We start from the raw sequence: 17089 nt of genomic DNA, 5'->3' as shown, positions 1-17089 counted from the left end.
CCGTATTGACCCCAGCATGACTCGAAATCCATAATCAGAGGTGGCTCACTTCTCGATGGAAAACCCGGCTCACTTCTGAGTGGAAATCAACACGACAGTCGCACTTGAAGTTCTCGATGCGGGCGCTGAAATGGTGCTTGTCGCCTGCGACTATGACTTCGGTGCACCCGCAGCACTTGCGACAATTTCGGCAGGCAAGATCGCTATCGCGAGCTGCGCTGCCGATGCGAAATTTGGTGTGCAGGGCGTGGGTCCAAAAGCTTTCACAATGTCTCTTGCCACAAACGGCCAAGGCGCGCTGCTGGCGGAATTCGCTACGGAACAGGCCGGGTGGGACAAGGTGTACATCATGAAGGACACCGCAATCGAATACACCAAGTCACTTTGCGATAATTTCAGAAAGCGCTGGGTAGAATTGAAGGGTGAAGATAGCATCGTTGGCGAGGATACGTGGAACGGCTTGAACGACAATGCCATAGCCGGCCAGATATCCCGCATTAAGGCCGCCAGCAGCGCCAACTTCGTTATGTGGTGTGGTTTTACCAACAACGGCTCAATGATGAGACAAGTCCGGTCAGCGGGGATCGACGTTCCGATTCTGGCGTCGGAGTCGATGGATGGGTCGCACTGGATAGACGCGGTTCCGGATCTATCGAACTTCTATATCGCTGTTTATGCCTCGATCTACGGCAACGACCCTGAACCCCGCATCGCTGATTTCATGAAGAAGTATGAAGCGAAGTACAAGGAACCGGCAAAGATGGGCCATGTAGTGACCGGCTACACTGCCGTGGAGGCATGGGCGCATGGCGCGGAAAAGGCGGGCAGCCTTGATCCTGATGCGATCAAGGCGGCGATGGAGACATTCTCCAACGAGCCGCTGCTCACCGGTGGTTCGACATTCACCCCTGAGCTCCACATCAACCTCAACACGCCGATGCTGATGATGAAGGCTACCAACGGAAAGTTCGAGCCGTTAGGTCGTCGCGCTGCGGAAAAGGTCGATCCGCCGCAGTTCTGATACGCGTTGCTGCAGCGGCCAAGCCGCTGCAGCTCTCCTTCTCAACTGAGGAAGCGGCTATGAACAGGCTTTCCGCGACCAATATTACGGTTCGTTTCGGAGGACTGACGGTGATCGATAATGTCGATCTCGAAATCCGACCGGCAGAGATTCTCGGTCTGATTGGACCGAATGGTGCTGGAAAAAGCACGTTCGTGAATGTGCTGACAGGGTTCCAGAAGCCGAAAGCCGGAGCCGTGCGAATCGGCGGAAAAGACATAACCTTTACCAGACCCGAACATCGTGTTCGCGCTGGCCTTGTGCGGACGTTTCAGGCGGTGCGCCTTTTCCCCGGATTGACCGTTGCCGAGAATATCAGTGCTGCCGGTCTCGCAATCGGCTTGTCGGTTTCCGAAACCCGCAAGCGTGAACGTGAGCTGGTCGAACTTCTAAGCCTCGGTGACTGGATCAATGTGGAAGCACGCGCGCTTCCATATGGCATTGAAAGGCGCGTCGGGATCGCACGCGCAATGGTTTCGAAACCGGCTTTCGTAATGCTCGACGAACCGGCGGCAGGCATGAATGAGGACGAGGCGCTCGCCTTTCTGGCCGTGGTAGGGATGTTGCGCGAACGGGGTGCGGGTGTTCTCCTGATCGAGCACAATATGGGCGTGGTTTTCAAGCTTTGCGACCGCGTTCAGGTGCTGCAAAGCGGACGAACGCTTGCCGTCGGGACGCCAGATGAAATCCGCAGCCATTCCATGGTGCGCGAGGCCTATCTCGGGAGCGCGGCATGAGACATCTCGATGTAGTCGGCCTCACGGTGATCTATGGAGCAGTCCGTGCGGTGGCAAATATGTCCATCCATCTTGATGAAGGCGAAACGGTTGCTCTTATAGGTCCGAACGGTGCAGGGAAATCGTCACTGTTGCTGACAATCGCAGGCGTCGTTCCGGCTCGCTCGGGCAGCATAAAATTGCGCGGAGAAGATATTGGTTCGGCCTCCGTAGAACAGCGCGTAGGGTCGGGGATATCTGTAGTTCCCGAAACCAGAGATATTTTTGCCAAGCTCAGCGTACACGAAAACCTGCTGATCGGAGCAAGCCTGCGCCGCGACGCTGCCGTCGTAAAAACTGACATTGATCGGATGTATTCGCTGTTTCCGCGCCTTGCAGAGCGTCGCAAGCAGATGGCAGGCTTTCTGTCTGGTGGAGAACAGCAGATGCTCGCAATTGGTCGCGCGTTGATGGCGCGCCCTAAGCTTCTGATGCTCGACGAGCCCTCGCTGGGCCTCGCTCCGATCATTACCGACAAGGTATACGAAACCATCGCCGAATTGAAAAAGAGTGGAACTTCGATCCTGCTCGTCGAGCAGAATGCGGAAAGGGCATTCGGCGTGTGTGATCGCGCATACATTATTCAGGCCGGACGAGTGACATTGGAGGGCAGTCCGGAAGAACTCGCTAAGGGCGGGTTGGTTGAACAGGCTCTTTTCGGACGAGCTGCTGCCGGGATCGTCCGAACATCCCCACAAGTGGAGACTGCACAATGACCTTTCTCCAGATGCTCATCGATGCCGCAAGTGTCGGCGGATTATACGCGCTAACGGCAATCGGTATCGGGCTAATCTTCGGGGTTATCGGCCTCGTCAACTTCGCCTATGGCGAGTACATCATGGTCGGTGCCTATGTACTGCTGCTGACCGCTGGCTTCTATTGGCCCGTCGCGGTGCTGTGTGTGCTAGTGTTTGTGGTGATCTTCGCTCTAGCAAGCGATTGGCTTGTTTTTCGACAAGTGCGCAGAGCACCACCAGAGACACTTATGATCGTCTCTTTTGGCCTCAGTTTCATGATTCAATATTTCTATGTGATGTTGTTTGGCTCTCTGACGCGCACGGTGAATTTTCTCCCCGAAATCAGCCGTGGTTTTGAGGTTGGCGGGTTGCGGATCGCGGGCGTGAGCCTGCTCCAGATCGGCGCTACGTTGGTGCTGACCGCTGCGCTCGCCATCTTCATCAACTTTACGCGCATCGGATATCAGATGCGGGCTGTCTCAGAAAATCCGCGTATGGCTCGGCTTGTTGGGGTGAACAGCAACCGCATTATAGCCGCGGCCTTCGCTATCAGCGCGCTGCTCGCTGTGACGGTAACCGTTCTGTTTGTTGCCCAAACCGGGTCGATGACGCCGTTCTTCGGTGTGTCGCTGACCATGATTGGATTTGTAGCAACAGTGATAGGTGGACTTGGCAGCCTACCGGGTTGTGCTCTCGGCGGCTTCCTTGTTGGTGCGCTCACCACGTTGCTACAGATGTTGCTACCGCCCGATCTCCAGCCATTCCGCGAAGCTTTTGTATTTGCTGCGGTTATCGTGGTGTTGCTGGTGCGGCCGCGCGGACTGATTGCCGTCCGCTCCTCTCTGGAGCGCGTGTGATGATCGACGAAGCCAAGATCACGCCTTCTGCAATTTTTCGCTTTCTCTGGCCCTGTCTCGCCTGGGTGGTGTTGCTCGCAATATTGACGTTTGCGATCTCCGCTATCAGCCCGGCCATGTCGCGCATCGCAACCGACACGCTCATCAAGCTGATTATGGTGACGGGGCTTTACATCTTCATCGGCAATTCGGGCATCCTGTCGTTTGGCCACGGCGCGTTTCTCATTGTCTCGGCCTACACTTCTGCCTGGCTAACGATCCCACCGATGATGAAGAAAGTAATCCTGCCGAACCTTCCTCAATTTCTACAACTGGTCGATGCAGCCCCGTATGTGGGGATTGTTGGTGGCATCTTGCTCGCAGCTCTCGTTGCTCTGTTGATCGGCATACCGTTGGTAAGGTTGAGCGGTATCGCGGCGTCGATCGGCACATTCGCGTTCTTTATCGTCGTTTCCGTCATTTATAATAATTGGACCGGCTGGACGAAGGGCACGGCGTCCCTTGTCGGTCTGCCGGTATATGTAGGTCCGAAAATCGCTTTGTGTGCCGCGAGCGTATCATTGCTGGTGGCGTGGTTGTTTCAGACTTCCAGATACGGCTTGTTGCTTCGTGCAACTCGTGAAGACCTCGTTGCGGCGCGTGCATCGGGCATTCGCGCGGAACGCTTGCGGCTTGTGGCCTTCGTTCTGAGCGCGGCGGTCGCTGCATTGGGAGGGATACTTTGGGGGCATTCCAACGGCGCGCTTTCTACTGCGAACAATGTCTACCTCAACCTCCAATTCACCATCATAGCCATGCTTGTCGTGGGTGGCGTCCGCAGTCTCTCCGGCGTTGTCGTCGGAACGCTTACCTTGTCGATCATCGGGGAAATATTCCGTCGTCTTGAAATCGGCGTCGATATATTCGGGCTGAATATCATTTTACCGGGTGGCAGCCGCGAAGTCCTGCTCGGTCTCTGCATGTTGCTCGCTCTCATTCTGCGGCCCGATGGTCTGACCCGCGGACTTGAACTGTCGTGGCCGAGGCGTAGCGCCAACCGACACAAATTGCCCCAAGAAAATCCAATGGAGCTTCATTCATGAAACTCGATCTTACCGGGAAGAGAGCGGTCGTAACCGCCGGCGGTTCTGGAATAGGTCTTGCAATTGCAAAGGCATTTGCTGCTGCAGGTGCCAAGGTAGCAATATGTGATGTAGATGCGGATGCGGTTGATAATTCTTCGTTCTTTTCGCGCATCTGCGACGTCTCAGATGAGGTACAGGTTGCCACGTTCTTCGAGGCAGTGAAGGGCGAGTTCGGCGGCATCGATATACTCGTTAACAACGCAGGAATCGCAGGGCCGACAAAGGTTGTTGAGAACATTTCGCTCGCGGAATGGGAGCGTACGCTGGCGGTGAATGTCACGGGCCAGTTTTTATGTGCCAGAGCCGTGATTCCAGACATGAAAAAGCAGCGCTCCGGGGTGATCCTTAATCTGTCTTCCACGGCGGGCCGGATGGGCATGCCGTTGCGGGGGCCTTACTCAGCGTCCAAATATGCGGTGCGCGGCCTGACTGATGTGCTCGCAATCGAGTTGGGTGAATTTGGAATTCGCGTAAACGCACTTTTGCCGGGCATGGTTGCCGGGCCAAGGCTGGATAAGGTGGTGGCAGAGCAGGCGGCGGCGAAGAACATTCCGCCCGATACCTATTTGCAACTGATGCTGCACAACGTCTCGCTGCACACCACCGTTACACCGGAAGACGTGGCTGCAACGGCCGTATTTCTTGCTTCCGATGCTGCCAGTCGGATATCTGGCCAGTCCGTTGGTGTTTGCGCTAATTTCGAAAGTTATCGCTCACCGCTTTTCGAGGTCGTACCGGATGTCTGACGTACTGTCACTGTTCAGTTTGAACGGGCGCACGGCGCTCGTCACCGGTGCGTCGGGAGGCATAGGACGGGAAGCGGCCTTAACGCTCGCAAATGCTGGTGCACGGCTGGTGCTGGTTGCTCGCATTGCTGAGCGTTTGGAGGCGGTGCGAAAGCAAATCGTTGCCGCTGGCGGGCAGGCTTTCGCGTTCGCATGTGATGTGTCTGATCACAGCGCTGTGGATCAGCTTGCGCATGAACTTGAGCAGGCACAAATGTTGCCCGACATTCTGGTGAACAATGCCGGGACGATTGACCGCAGCCCATTCGGCAAGGTGGAAGCGTCCGAATGGGAGCGCGTAATATCGCTTAACCTCACTGCACCTTTCATGCTCGCTCAGGCTTTTGTGCCCGCCATGCGCGCAAAGAAGTGGGGTCGCATCGTGAACGTTGCTTCGATACTTGCTCTGCAAGGCAAGCCGAATGCGCATTCTTACGCTGCGACTAAGCATGGACTCGCCGGATTGACACGGTCGATGGCATCGGAACTGGGCAGTGAAGGAATCTGTGTGAACGCGCTGTGCCCCGGTTACATTCGGACCGAGATAAATGTAGTTTTGCAAAACGATGCCGAGTTCAACGCCAGAATGATTTCGCGGGTTCCACTCAAGAGATGGGGGTCGGTTGATGATTTGCGTGGGCCATTGTTGATGCTGTGTTCTGAAGCATCATCATTTGTGAACGGTCATCTCATGGTCGTCGATGGTGGATTGACTGTCACCCACTGATATGCCGGGACAAAAGGGACACATCGTTGGGTAGGCGTGCAGCATCGATCGACTCGTCGAGCGCCTTTTCGGGAGTCGACCTCTCTTTGATGGAGAAGGTCAATCTTCAGGATCAGGTTTACATCACATTGCGGAATGCACTGATCAGAGGGCATTTCGAGCCGGGCGCGCAGCTTACGATCCGCGCGTTGGCGAGCGCGCTGGGAACCTCGATGGTTCCAGTTCGCGATGCGTTGCAGCGCCTGGTGGCAGAGCGTTCGCTCGAATTGTTGGGCAATCGATCGGCCTGTGTACCAGAATTGAACCGCGCTGCGTTCGACGAACTCGTGCGTATCCGGTTGATGCTTGAGGGCGAGGCCATGCGGCTCATTCCCATGCCCCTGCGCCCACAGCAGTTGGACCAATTAGAACTGGCGAACCGGAAATTCGAACTTGCCGTTGATAGGGGTGACGCAGAGGCTATTACAGACGCCAACATGGAGTTTCACTTCATGCTGTATCGCCTGGCGAGCGGAGGATTGCTTCACGGTATCATTGAGACGCTCTGGGTTAGAGCGGGCCCGATGCTTCGTATGCCGTTCAAGATAAACAGCTACGATCCGATAGTATTCCGGCGTGGCGTGGAGCGACATGGCGAACTGCTCAGCGCTTTGCGAACGCAGGACCGAGACGCTGCGCAACAGGCGCTTCTAAGAGACATTGCCGACACGGCGCAATGGTATCACGAACATTTCTACGACGGACGCGAGACGCAGGCCGGCAAATAGGCTTCCAGACTGCAGGCCAAGTACTTTCTCCCAGTTCCCCAGCCAAATTTTCCAGGTTGAATTATATCCGTCCTCAGCCTGCCGTTGGCTTGTCGCCTTTGCTTGCGAGTAGCGGCTGCAATTCCCCGCGCAATTTCTGCAGCAAATTCTTCTGGGTACCCAGTTCCTTCAAGCGCTCTTCGCAAGCGATGATCGTCGCTTCGAGGGATGACAGGCGCGTATGCGCATGTGTTTCGGTCACGTCGTCATTGTCTGATGCCATCATCAGCAATGCGGCGTCGGATTGAGATAATTTATAGCGACGGTCCAAGCCTTCCTGTTCCGCTGCGACTTCAGCAATGGTTTCGTCAATGACGGTTGCCAAATGCTTGAAGCGCTCGGCATCAGTTTGCTTGTCACGCTGTGGATTTCTGATGCGGAAGCTAAACGGTCTCAGCATTAACCACTCCGGTGCTGGGCGAAGGTGCAAGGGCATTTCAAACTTCGCCGCGTGCAAACATACGTCTGCCAGCCTCAGACGCAAACGCCCAGCTTAATTCTGCAATGTAACGATGCCCGCGCTCGGAGCAAACGGCCCAGAGCATTTCGCGTCGGCCAATCCAATGCATGTCGGGCAGGGAGGGGGTGAGCAGCATGTCGCGCAAGGTGAGATCGTCGACGCTGGGAAGAAATTCGTCTGCGCTGTCGGGGACGATAGAACGATCAACGGTGGCTGAGACTGCGCGCATGCCGAGCAGGAAGATTCCCTGCATGCCGAGTTGAGCCGCGCGATCACGACAGGCCGCGCGGTCTTTAGCGCCGAGCCGCAGCAGAGCCGCGGCGATGTCCAGAACATAGCCACCGCATGGCTCTCTGTTGAACAGCGCTTTGGCGAGATTGACGCAGCAGATCAACAGCACGTCTTCCAGAGGCGGAACGACATAGGCTGTCTCGTCGATAGCCAACATCCGGCCCCTCTCCAGAAAAGAGGTCACGGTGGCGGGCCCCGGTGAGCCGGGTTGGTGAAGACGATGGTGCAGATCAATGATGGCGCCCGAATCGTGACTCAGGTGCTGTTCGCCCAAAAAGCGGCTCCACCAAAGCGAGTTCGATTTCTGCGCTACTTTGTAACCGATCTCCTGCAAGGCGATTCTTGCTGTAACGAAGTCGGCCGGCTGCACCAATATGTCCAGATCCGCGCAGGGCCGCGCGTAGCGGTTGCCATATAGCTGCATCTGTTGCGGCGGGCCCTTGAACAGCAGAAATTTCAGGCCGCGCGATTCAAGAACTGCCTGCGCGCAGGTCGCTGAACGAAGACATTGCGCATTCAGTGCGACGGTTCTCAAGCGATGATTGTTGTAAGTTGCGGCAAGTTTAGCGTGGCGATCTCTAAGTAAAGGCAGGATTTGAACTGACAGTTTGTTGATACGAAGCACCTCGATCAAAACGTCGAGGTCAGGCAAGTCCTGATCCACGATCGGTGAAAGCTCCAGCACTTCTGCCATAAGGCTTTGAACGAAGTCCGCTACCTTTCGGACATCATTCGGGGGTGCGTTGAACGTATAAGGTACCGGCACTCTTTCCACTCAGAGAGCTTAGCAAGCCCCTGATCCATGCTGCAAGTGCGAAAAAGTATAGAATCGTAGAACATGCTGTCCATACGATATGGAGCATACAAATGGTCAAACGGCAGGTTACATCCAAATATCATGAATCTGTTGCATATTTGGCGCTTATATCTCCATGCGCTTGCCCGCGTGCTGGTATGATTGCCCAATTTTTCAGCACGGAAGGATATTTCATGAGCATTTCTGCGAATATAGCGAGGGTGTATAGGTCTAATTTTATATCATAATATATATTTTTAGTTTTACCTTATGCCGAAATAACGGTTATATAATTGGTAGAACATCTAAAATTATTCAAAATAACCATATTAATGTAAAGTATAAATTGGGCAGGCTGAATTCGATCGGCCTTGACGTTCGATTGTGATTGTGTCGCTATTGCACTGCAGCAAGAACACTTTCTGTCACGCAAGTGGGGCAAAAGGGGGCTTGCTGGCGAAGTCGAGAAGGAGACCACAATGGAAAATGAAGATGGGAAGTTGGAGTATCAAGCTCCAGAACTCGTCGTGCATGGCACCATCGAATCCTTGACGCAGGGTCAATCGTCAGGCTGGTCGCTCGATGCGACCTTTCCGACAGGAACCCCGTTCGGGGATCTTACTTTCTCTTGAATGATAAGGTTGGGAGCGGCTGCGTAGCCGCTCCCATCACACTTTTCTACTCGCGAGGGGGAAGAGAGTTGTCTGCTGATATGAATGGGTCGATTTTCTCGGTTTCAAAGAGTGCAGTGGCTTGCCCCATGGGCAAGGATATTGCTGTGCTCGACATGGATTCGAATGTCTACTACAGCCTTAATCCCGTTGGTGCTGCTATCTGGGAGCAATTGCAATCTCCCAGCTCGCTGGATGAGGTTTGCACGGCGATAACGCGCCGCTTCGATGTTGCCGCAGATGTTTGCCGGGCGGACGCTTCTGCTCTTCTGTCCACTTTGTCGCGCGCCGGCTTGGTTAAAGTCGATAATGCCCATCCGCAGCCGAATAAATAAGGCCGCGCATCTCGCGATTTGCCTTGGCGTTGTCTGCGTGGTTCGGGTTGGCTTGAGCACGATTGGGTACAAGCGGATCGATGGGCTGCTCAGCCGTTTTCATCGCGCCAAACGCCGTCCCGTCGATTTGCGAAAAGTGGCGTGGGGCGTTTCAACTGCTGCGCGCTTCGTGCCCCACGCAAGCTGTCTGACGCAGGCGGTTGCTGGGCGATTTTTGCTCGCGCGGCGCGGGCAAGCGTCAACGATCCGCATCGGCGTTGACGGCAATTCGTCAAACTCATTGAAGGCCCATGCTTGGCTAATCAGCGGCAAGGCAGTCGTTTTAGGCGGGCCGGGACTTGAGGCGACGTCCTTTGTCCATCTCGTCGACCTGACAGAAAAGCGATGAGCGGCATCGGGGGCATATATTCGCGCAAGGGCAGGGCGCACAATGCGTCGGCCAAGGTGCTGCTTGGCGCAATGAAGCACCGCGCGCGCGATGGCGGGCATGTCCTGCGCCTGCGCAGCGCTTCTTTCTGCAACGCGCATCTTGATGCGCTCGGCGGCGATGTTCCCCAAATTTGCGAATGGACTGCGCCGGAGCTCGCAATTACGGCGGATTGCAGGCTGGACAATCGGCAGGAGCTTATTTCGACCATTGGCGCGACAGCTAAACCGCTGAGCGATGCCCAGATCATTCTCCATGCATATGCGAAATGGGGCGAGGAATGCGCCTGTCATCTGGAAGGTGATTTTGCGTTCGCGATCTGGGATGGCGGCAGGCGAGGCATTTACGCCGCGCGGGATCGCTTCGGCGTCAAGCCGTTCTACTATCACGATAATGACGAGCGTTTCGCATTCGCTTCGGAGGTGCGCCCGATCGTCCAACTTGCGGATGGGCAATGGCGGCTGACGCAAAGCTTGATTGCCCGTTTTCTGACCGGTTTGCCGGACAGTTCTGAAACGACTTCGGTTGACGGCGTGTTGAAACTGCCGCCGCGCTCGCAATTGTGGGCTGACAAATCCGGCGTTCGAATAGGCTCGTATTGGACCGTTGAACCATCTCGTGAGGGCGTGCGGACGGATGCTGCTGAGCAGTTTCGTGACCTGTTTCAGCGCTCGGTCCAGCGTCGTTTGCGGGGCGGAAATGTCGGGGCGATGCTGTCGGGCGGACTGGACTCTTCTTCAATTTGCGCAATGGCATCGCAAGGCTCGGAGGGGCTTCGCACCTATTCGATGGTGTTCGGCAAGGGCTCAAAGTTCGACGAGCAGCCTTGGATCGAAAAGGTGTTGCAGTCGGGCAAGTATCAGCCGACGAGTATCGATGTGGCCGATAGGCCGCCTTTCGGCCAACTCGATAATCTCGTGCATCAGCAGGAGGGTGCGCTGTGTGCGCCGGGTCTCGGAATTTCCGGGCTGTTGTATGAAGCGGCGGGCCGGGATGGTGTTCGCGTTCTGCTTGATGGCCACGGCGGCGACGAAGTCGTTTCTCACGGGCAGGGTCGGCTGGTTGAGCTTTCTGTTGCGGGACGCTGGGGCGCGCTTTGGACGGAGGTGCGAGGTGCAGCAAAGATCCACAATGAAAGCGCGTACCGGCAGTTTCTGAAGCTGGCGCTCTATGGAATGGCGCAGGGGCCATATGGTGCTTATGTCAAAATAGGGGTCGGCGCGTATCGCAAGCTGCTGCGAAAAAACGGTGCCGACAACCAGCGTTCGCCTTTGGAAATAGTCAATGAGAGCCGAGTCAATCCAGACGCGATCGAGCGGTGGATGGAGGAGACTCGACCGCCGCAAAGCGTGCGTGACAGCGATGGCGCGCTGCACCTCTGGCAATTGTCAGGGCCGCTGGTCGCTAATGGGTTCGAGATTTTGGACAAGGCTGCCGCGCGGCAGGGGGTAGAGCCGCGCTATCCGTTCTGGGACAAGGACCTCGTGACTTTCTGCCTGGCCTTGCCATCGGAATGGAAACTGCGTGACGGCTGGCCGCGCTACATATTGCGCAAGTCGATGGCGGGAATTTTGCCGGAAAGCGTGTGCTGGCGGTATAGTAAGGTGGATTTTCGCGGCAATCTTGCGCGTGGTTTGGTTGTTCACCACGACGCGCTCATCAGCGATGTTCTTGGGCCAGGGTCCGAGCGCATCGCGTGTTTCGTGAATCTGGATTGCGCGCGCCGGTCCTATCGCACCATCAAGAACGATCCTTCAGGAGCATCGCTTCAGGACATTCAGAATGTGTGGCGATCTGTGATGCTGGATAGATGGCTCGGCGAACTCAACGCAAGCGGGGTAAGCATTTGAGAACCGTTGAAGCGCTCACCGCGCCTCATGCCGCCGCCGCACCCTTGCGCAGCTATTGCGCGTTCGGACTGCGGATCGACTCGCAAGTGCTGCTCGATGCGGTATGGGAAGGGGATGGTGGCCCCGCTGATCTATCCATCGTCGTGCGCGATCTTGGTGTCGAAATACCTGGGGCGGATGCTCCGCCAATGTTTGAATTTTCGGCTGAACGACAGCTGTTGGTTTGGGGCCCTGTGGGCGCGTTCGAAATCTGTGGTGACAGCATATCGGTACAGCCCGCAGTTGGGGTGGGCGCCTCACTCCTTGCACTGCCGCTGCTCGGTCCGGTCATGGCGCTCTATCTGCATTTACGGGGAATACTCGTGTTGCACGCATCGGCCATTTCGGTGGGTGATGGTGGCGTTGTGTTGATGGCGGACAAGGGAACCGGAAAGTCTACGACAGCGGCGATGCTCCTTTCCAAGGGACATGCGCTTTTGTCCGACGATCTGGTCGCGATTGAATTTGATGCGCATGGGCAACCATTTATCGTGCCATCATTTCCGCGTTTGAAGGTGGCGGAACGGTACGCCGATACGCTGCTGTGGCGCGCCGACGAGGGTCAACAACTGCCGCATACCGGGCTGGAACCGAAGCGACAGTACGATCTGAGCCATCATTTTCAGGGTCGGCCAGCGCGACTTTCGCGTCTTTACGTGCTTGAACGCGGACCGCAAGCGCAGATGCAACGACTTGATACGCATGCAGCTTTCGGGGCCTTGCTGCGGTTTTCCTTTATCAGCCGTTTCGGATCGAAGCTTACCGCGAGCCTGCCGATGCGGGATCATTTTAGAAAATGTGCGGCGCTTTCAAATCAAAGCGTTTCGGCGCGGCTGGTCGTGGCTGATAATCTTGGCCGCGCGGGCGAAATCGAGGGGCAGATCATAGACGATCTGGCGCGCTCATGACGCAAGCGCAAAGCGCTCAGAAAAAAGCGGGGCTGGCCGAGGTCTGGCGCTTTGCGCGCGACTTCTGGAAGCGCTCCGGCAAGCGCGCTTGGATCGCGCTTGGCTACCTTCTTCTGGCAAGCGTGGTGGATGGCGTATCGATTCTGATGCTGATTCCGCTGTTGGGGTTTGCTTCGGGTGGGCTCGACGGAACGGTAATCAACATTCCGGCCTTGTCGTTTTTGTCGGGCGGAACGCTGAAGATCGGACCGGCGCTGGTCTTTTTGGCCGTGCTGCTGGTGCTTCAGGCGTGGTTTCAACGGCTGCGCTCGGCACATATGGGCGAATTGCTTTTCGACTACGTGGCGCGGGAACGCACCAGCCTTTTTGAGAGCCTGAGCCGGGCGCGATGGGACGTGTTTTCCGCAATTCGAACCTCTGATGCGGAACATGCGCTTACGACCGAAACCGACCGCGTGCAGGGTGCTGGCTTCTGCGTGCTTATGCTTGCGCAAACGCTGGTTTTGCTTGCGGTCTACGTCGCGTCGTCATTCTTCGTTTCGGTGCCTATGACCGCGTTTGCCTGCGTGGTGGGTGTCGTCGTTTTTGCGGTATTGCAGCCGGTGCGCACGCAGGCGATGAAGCACGGCGCGCGCGTCGGAAAAAATCGCAAGCAGATGCATGGAACCATCAGCCAGCTGGTCGATGGGATGAAGATTGCGAAGGTCTTGAACGTCGAGACGCAGTTTACCGATCGCGTGAAATCCATTCAGGCAGAGGCGCGAGCGCAAGACCGTGAATATGTGCTGGCGACGACAAACTCCACCGCGCTTTTCAACGTGTTCGCCGGGCTGGTGCTTTGCGTATTCGTCTATGCGGCGCTGGAGGTTTTCCGCCTGTCGCTGGCTGAAACCATAGTGCTGCTGCTGCTGTTCACGCGCATTTTCAGCAGGTTCCGTGAGTTGCAAACCTATATCCAGCAATTGCTGGCAGTGCTTCCGGCGGTGCAGGCGATTGCATCGATGCGAGGCGAACTGGAACGCTGCGCAGAAAGCGAAGAAGTGCAGCAACCGGCGTGGATCGGCGAATTGGCGGCGCCTTCGGTCCAGTTGCGAAACGTGACCTTCGCGTATTCAGCCGATAGCGAACGAGCGGCGCTGAAGGATGTCAGCTTCGATATGCCGGCAGGAAAGGTGACGGCGCTAATTGGCGAATCCGGGGCCGGAAAAAGCACGGTTGCCGAGATTCTGCTGGGTCTGCAAATGCCGCAAGCTGGCGAAATGCTGATCGGCGGGCGTCCGCTGCTGGTGCAGGAAGGCCGCGCGTGGCGAAACCGGGTCGCCTATGTTCCGCAGGACGTATTTTTGTTCGACGACACGGTCGCCAACAATTTGAGGCTCGCGGCTCCGCAGGCATCTGACGAGCAAATCTGGAGCGCTTTGAAGCAAGCCGGAGCAGACAATTTCGTGCGACAGATGCCGAGAGGACTTGAAACGGAAATCGGCGCGCGGGGCATTCGGATGTCTGGCGGGGAGCGCCAGCGCATCGCGCTTGCGCGCGCTTTGATACGCAAACCGGCTCTGCTCATCCTCGATGAGGCAACGAGCGCTCTCGACTGGCGTCATCAAAGCCTGATTTCGGAGACGATTATGGCGCTGCGCGGGGATATGACGATCCTGACCATTGCGCACCGTCCTTCCATGATTGCATTTGCAGATCATGTTGTGGCGCTTCACGCGGGTGAGGTTGCGGAAAGCGGTGCGTATGCGGCGCTTACGAAGCTGCCGCAAAGCAGGCTGTCGCGAATGCTTTCCGCAGAATCAGCGGCAGCGTAGCAATTACGTATCGAGCGAGGGGCGGCGCGTAGCGGGGGCAGTCGGCGTCGCATCTTTCGGATCGCCAGCCTCATCCAAGCTCGCTTCGCGCTTCGCAAGAATGTAGATGCCGACGAAGTAGCCGAACTGCACGATAAAGGCGGCCGCGATGAGCCGCAGCACAACAGTTCCGGTGCTTGCGCCATCCTGCCAAGACCAGAGCCCAACAACGATCAACGTGAATATGAGCCCGGCGATAAATCGTCCGATCGGCATTTTATGCTAAACCTGCTCCACCCATCCCAAATCTGGGAGCGTTCAATTCAATTAAAAATTCCGTCCGAAATATAGTCGATCAGGCCCGCTAACGCCATATGGACGCGGCTGTTTTGACCTACTCCCATTGTTGCATAGCAGCAATTTTGGGGGTCATTTGATCTAAGTTTAATTTTAGCCAACTATTACAGTTAGCTTTGCATTTTAAAGATATTACCGTCGATTGCGGCGAGTCACTCAACTTTATCCAGACAGAGTGATAGAATCCCCGCATGATTATTACTCAAAAACTGTGCGAAATTGTTATATTATAATTTCGTTATATATTTATATATGCGCTTTAAGCAAAAAAATTATGCAATGATGTCCATTATTTAATCATAAAAGCATCGCGTTGCACAAATAGAGAGCCTATTTTTTTGTTGCAATGCACCATCGATCGCGTATCGTTTACCTTGAAAAGTCAGAGGTGAAACGTGACAGAGATCGTCAGTTCAAATCTGCTTGATCGAGGCAAGTCCGTGGTGCTGATCGCACCGGGAGGAGTGTGGAAACGACTATTTGACGTCGTTGCTGCGACAAGTGCATTGATCCTGCTATCGCCGCTGTTCCTGTTTGTAGCGGCACTTGTGAAGTATGATGATGGTGGTCGGATATTCTTCGGGCATCGTCGTATTGGGCAGGGCGGAAACGAATTCCGTTGCCTGAAGTTTCGGACGATGGTTCCGAACAGCGAAGAAGTGCTTAGCTCGTATCTTCGGCGCAACCGTGCAGCTCGTATCGAGTGGCAGGCGACGCGTAAGCTGAAGCGCGACCCTCGTGTCACGCCGCTGGGACGCGTGTTGCGAAAGCTCAGCGTCGATGAGTTACCGCAGCTCATCAACATCATCAAAGGCGATATGAGCCTTGTTGGGCCGCGTCCCGTAATAGATGACGAGTTGGAATATTACGGTCCCGACCTGCATTGCTACCTCGCTGTGCGCCCAGGCCTCACGGGCCTTTGGCAGATAAGCGGGCGCAATGATGTGTCTTATGAGGACCGCGTTGCTTATGACCGCCAGTATTATGAAGGTTGGTCGTTTATCCGCGACCTCCGCATCATCGTTCTCACCGTGCCTGCAATTCTATCCTCGCGGGGGAGCTATTGATGGCAGGCCTTATGAGCCGCGCGGGGCTTGCTGCGCTATTTCTGCTTGGCGCAAGCGGCGTAGCTCTGGCGGATGAGTATCGGCTGGGCGTGCAGGACAAGCTGACGCTGCGTGTCGTAGAATGGCAGATCATCGAGAACGCTTTTCGCGAGTGGACGTCGATAAACGGTGAATACACCGTTCAGGATGGTGGCCGTATCTCGGTTCCATTCGCTGGCGACCTGAAAGTGACGGGCCTTACGACCGATGAACTGCAGGAGCAGTTGGCGGCGCGGCTTAAGGAGCGTTTCGCGCTCAAATCCGCGCCTGAAGTTTCAGCGGAGATTGCGCAATATCGTCCGTTTTTCATAACCGGCGTTGTGCAGAGCCCCGGCCAATACCCCTACATGCCGGGCTTGACCGTGCAGAAAGCGCTCGCGGTAGCGGGTGGAACGCAGCGCACGCTGGATGGTCAGCGCGTCGAGCGGGAACTGATTACGCAAAAGGGCGAATATGATTTGCTCTCCGATGATCGCCTTCGCCTGATGGTAAAGCGCGTGCGCGTTGACGCCGAGATTGCAGGCAAGGCCGATTTCGAGGTGCCGGCATCGCTGCCGCAGGGCAAGCGGCTGAATGATCTCATTGGCGAGGAGCGCGCAATTATGACCGCTCGCAAGACCAATCTCGATTTGCAGCTGACGGCGTTATCCGACCTCAAGGGGCTCTTGCAGACTGAAATCGATACGCTGGAAAAGAAGCGGACCAATCAGGATCGCCAGCTTGAGTTGATGCAAAAAGAGCTGAAAGGCGTTGGTGCGCTTGCAGAGCAGGGGCTTGTGAACAATTCACGCGTGCTGACCGCCGAACGCTCCGCAGCAGACATTCAGGCGCAGCGGCTGGACATCGACACTGCGATTGTGCGGGCGCGTCAGGCCGTCAGCAAGGCGGAGCAAGATGCGCTGGAACTGCGCAATTCGATGCAGACGGAACTGGCGGTCGAACGCCAGCAGGTCGAGGTCGATCTGCTTTCGACGTCGCGCAAGATGAACATGCGGTCAGATCTCATGGTTGAAGCTTCCACGCTGTCTCCTGGCGATCAGACGCTTCTTGAATTCTCGATAAGCAGGGCAAAGCCGGACGGATCGACGACGGTGGTGAAGGCCGCGATGGATCAGCCTGTACAGCCCGGCGACGTTGTTTCTGTGAAAGTCGCGGAAGTGCCGACGCGATGATCCGGCGCGCGG

General features: G+C 56.1%; 19 protein-coding genes. 16 read left to right on the top strand and 3 right to left on the bottom strand.

Annotated elements, in window-relative coordinates; all coding sequences use genetic code 11:
• Positions 1–79: 79 nt before the first annotated feature.
• The 8 genes from DY251_RS17245 (at position 80) to DY251_RS17210 (ending at position 6833) form a co-directional block, all read left to right on the top strand.
• Positions 80–1021 carry an ABC transporter substrate-binding protein gene (locus DY251_RS17245; protein ID WP_116625147.1) on the top strand — a complete coding sequence of 314 codons (942 nt, stop codon included), beginning with the start codon at positions 80–82 and terminating at the stop codon, positions 1019–1021.
• Between the two features lie 59 nt (positions 1022–1080).
• Positions 1081–1797: an ABC transporter ATP-binding protein gene (locus tag DY251_RS17240; protein WP_116625162.1), complete on the top strand. Its 717-nt coding sequence runs from the start codon at positions 1081–1083 to the stop codon at positions 1795–1797.
• Positions 1794–2552, top strand: a complete 759-nt coding sequence (locus DY251_RS17235) for an ABC transporter ATP-binding protein (protein ID WP_116625146.1) — start codon at positions 1794–1796, stop codon at positions 2550–2552. Before DY251_RS17240 ends, DY251_RS17235 begins: the two co-directional genes overlap by 4 nt.
• Positions 2549–3430 carry a branched-chain amino acid ABC transporter permease gene (locus DY251_RS17230; protein ID WP_116625145.1) on the top strand — a complete coding sequence of 294 codons (882 nt, stop codon included), beginning with the start codon at positions 2549–2551 and terminating at the stop codon, positions 3428–3430. Before DY251_RS17235 ends, DY251_RS17230 begins: the two co-directional genes overlap by 4 nt.
• Positions 3430–4512, top strand: a complete 1083-nt coding sequence (locus DY251_RS17225) for a branched-chain amino acid ABC transporter permease (protein WP_116625144.1) — start codon at positions 3430–3432, stop codon at positions 4510–4512. The genes DY251_RS17230 and DY251_RS17225 overlap by 1 nt, the downstream gene beginning before the upstream one ends.
• Positions 4509–5300 carry an SDR family oxidoreductase gene (locus DY251_RS17220; RefSeq protein WP_116625143.1) on the top strand — a complete coding sequence of 264 codons (792 nt, stop codon included), beginning with the start codon at positions 4509–4511 and terminating at the stop codon, positions 5298–5300. Before DY251_RS17225 ends, DY251_RS17220 begins: the two co-directional genes overlap by 4 nt.
• Positions 5293–6066, top strand: coding sequence for an SDR family NAD(P)-dependent oxidoreductase (locus DY251_RS17215; RefSeq protein WP_158553275.1), 774 nt, complete (start codon positions 5293–5295; stop codon positions 6064–6066). The genes DY251_RS17220 and DY251_RS17215 overlap by 8 nt, the downstream gene beginning before the upstream one ends.
• Before the next feature lie 89 nt (positions 6067–6155).
• Positions 6156–6833, top strand: coding sequence for a GntR family transcriptional regulator (locus tag DY251_RS17210; protein WP_116625141.1), 678 nt, complete (start codon positions 6156–6158; stop codon positions 6831–6833).
• Positions 6834–6906: 73 nt separating this feature from the next.
• Here the strand turns inward: DY251_RS17210 and DY251_RS17205 are convergent, their stop codons facing one another.
• Together DY251_RS17205 and DY251_RS17200 are read right to left on the bottom strand one after the other, a co-directional pair.
• On the bottom strand, positions 6907–7329 hold the full coding sequence (locus DY251_RS17205) for a hypothetical protein (protein ID WP_137113494.1): 423 nt from the start codon (positions 7327–7329) through the stop codon (positions 6907–6909).
• A complete protein-coding gene (locus tag DY251_RS17200) occupies positions 7310–8389 on the bottom strand; it encodes a nucleotidyltransferase family protein (protein WP_137113493.1) in 1080 nt (359 codons plus the stop codon). Before DY251_RS17200 ends, DY251_RS17205 begins: the two co-directional genes overlap by 20 nt.
• Before the next feature lie 509 nt (positions 8390–8898).
• Between DY251_RS17200 and DY251_RS17195 the strand changes: the two genes are divergently transcribed.
• The 6 genes from DY251_RS17195 to DY251_RS17170 all read left to right on the top strand — a co-directional run bounded on the left by DY251_RS17195 (position 8899) and on the right by DY251_RS17170 (position 14463).
• The gene (locus tag DY251_RS17195) at positions 8899–9051 is read left to right on the top strand and encodes a lasso RiPP family leader peptide-containing protein (RefSeq protein WP_116625161.1); all 153 of its coding nucleotides are present in this window, start codon (positions 8899–8901) and stop codon (positions 9049–9051) included.
• A 68-nt stretch (positions 9052–9119) separates the two neighbouring features.
• Positions 9120–9425, top strand: a complete 306-nt coding sequence (locus tag DY251_RS17190) for a PqqD family protein (protein WP_245416017.1) — start codon at positions 9120–9122, stop codon at positions 9423–9425.
• Positions 9319–9813 carry a lasso peptide biosynthesis B2 protein gene (locus DY251_RS17185; RefSeq protein WP_116625137.1) on the top strand — a complete coding sequence of 165 codons (495 nt, stop codon included), beginning with the start codon at positions 9319–9321 and terminating at the stop codon, positions 9811–9813. The genes DY251_RS17190 and DY251_RS17185 overlap by 107 nt, the downstream gene beginning before the upstream one ends.
• The gene (locus DY251_RS17180) at positions 9810–11702 is read left to right on the top strand and encodes a lasso peptide isopeptide bond-forming cyclase (protein WP_116625136.1); all 1893 of its coding nucleotides are present in this window, start codon (positions 9810–9812) and stop codon (positions 11700–11702) included. The genes DY251_RS17185 and DY251_RS17180 overlap by 4 nt, the downstream gene beginning before the upstream one ends.
• Positions 11699–12649: a phosphoenolpyruvate carboxykinase (ATP) gene (locus tag DY251_RS17175; protein ID WP_116625135.1), complete on the top strand. Its 951-nt coding sequence runs from the start codon at positions 11699–11701 to the stop codon at positions 12647–12649. Before DY251_RS17180 ends, DY251_RS17175 begins: the two co-directional genes overlap by 4 nt.
• Positions 12646–14463 carry an ABC transporter ATP-binding protein gene (locus tag DY251_RS17170; protein WP_116625134.1) on the top strand — a complete coding sequence of 606 codons (1818 nt, stop codon included), beginning with the start codon at positions 12646–12648 and terminating at the stop codon, positions 14461–14463. The genes DY251_RS17175 and DY251_RS17170 overlap by 4 nt, the downstream gene beginning before the upstream one ends.
• A gap of 3 nt (positions 14464–14466) precedes the next feature.
• On the opposite strand, the gene DY251_RS17165 is transcribed toward DY251_RS17170, so the two are convergent.
• Entirely contained in the window at positions 14467–14718 is a 252-nt protein-coding gene (locus DY251_RS17165) for a hypothetical protein (RefSeq protein WP_116625133.1), read from the bottom strand.
• A 485-nt stretch (positions 14719–15203) separates the two neighbouring features.
• Here DY251_RS17165 and DY251_RS17160 point away from each other — a divergent pair, with 485 nt between their 5' ends.
• Entirely contained in the window at positions 15204–15866 is a 663-nt protein-coding gene (locus DY251_RS17160; RefSeq protein ID WP_281004478.1) for a sugar transferase, read from the top strand.
• Positions 15866–17077, top strand: a complete 1212-nt coding sequence (locus DY251_RS17155; protein ID WP_116625131.1) for a polysaccharide biosynthesis/export family protein — start codon at positions 15866–15868, stop codon at positions 17075–17077. The genes DY251_RS17160 and DY251_RS17155 overlap by 1 nt, the downstream gene beginning before the upstream one ends.
• Positions 17078–17089 lie beyond the last annotated feature (12 nt).

Origin of the sequence: Mesorhizobium denitrificans (assembly GCF_003403035.1) — a bacterium.
Classification (GTDB): domain Bacteria; phylum Pseudomonadota; class Alphaproteobacteria; order Rhizobiales; family Rhizobiaceae; genus Mesorhizobium_G; species Mesorhizobium_G denitrificans.
The sequence above is the reverse complement of the archived record's forward strand: the minus strand, read 5'-3'. Positions and strand labels throughout refer to the sequence as shown.

Coding starts and splice junctions, on each gene's coding strand:
- DY251_RS17210 (WP_116625141.1), top strand. CDS start 6,156: ATGGAGAAGGTCAATCTTCAGGATCAGGTTTACATCACATTGCGGAAT.
- DY251_RS17195 (WP_116625161.1), top strand. CDS start 8,899: ATGGAAAATGAAGATGGGAAGTTGGAGTATCAAGCTCCAGAACTCGTC.
- DY251_RS17165 (WP_116625133.1), bottom strand. CDS start 14,718: ATGCCGATCGGACGATTTATCGCCGGGCTCATATTCACGTTGATCGTT.
- DY251_RS17180 (WP_116625136.1), top strand. CDS start 9,810: ATGAGCGGCATCGGGGGCATATATTCGCGCAAGGGCAGGGCGCACAAT.
- DY251_RS17215 (WP_158553275.1), top strand. CDS start 5,293: ATGTCTGACGTACTGTCACTGTTCAGTTTGAACGGGCGCACGGCGCTC.
- DY251_RS17235 (WP_116625146.1), top strand. CDS start 1,794: ATGAGACATCTCGATGTAGTCGGCCTCACGGTGATCTATGGAGCAGTC.
- DY251_RS17220 (WP_116625143.1), top strand. CDS start 4,509: ATGAAACTCGATCTTACCGGGAAGAGAGCGGTCGTAACCGCCGGCGGT.
- DY251_RS17225 (WP_116625144.1), top strand. CDS start 3,430: ATGATCGACGAAGCCAAGATCACGCCTTCTGCAATTTTTCGCTTTCTC.
- DY251_RS17155 (WP_116625131.1), top strand. CDS start 15,866: ATGGCAGGCCTTATGAGCCGCGCGGGGCTTGCTGCGCTATTTCTGCTT.
- DY251_RS17170 (WP_116625134.1), top strand. CDS start 12,646: ATGACGCAAGCGCAAAGCGCTCAGAAAAAAGCGGGGCTGGCCGAGGTC.
- DY251_RS17185 (WP_116625137.1), top strand. CDS start 9,319: ATGTTGCCGCAGATGTTTGCCGGGCGGACGCTTCTGCTCTTCTGTCCA.
- DY251_RS17240 (WP_116625162.1), top strand. CDS start 1,081: ATGAACAGGCTTTCCGCGACCAATATTACGGTTCGTTTCGGAGGACTG.
- DY251_RS17230 (WP_116625145.1), top strand. CDS start 2,549: ATGACCTTTCTCCAGATGCTCATCGATGCCGCAAGTGTCGGCGGATTA.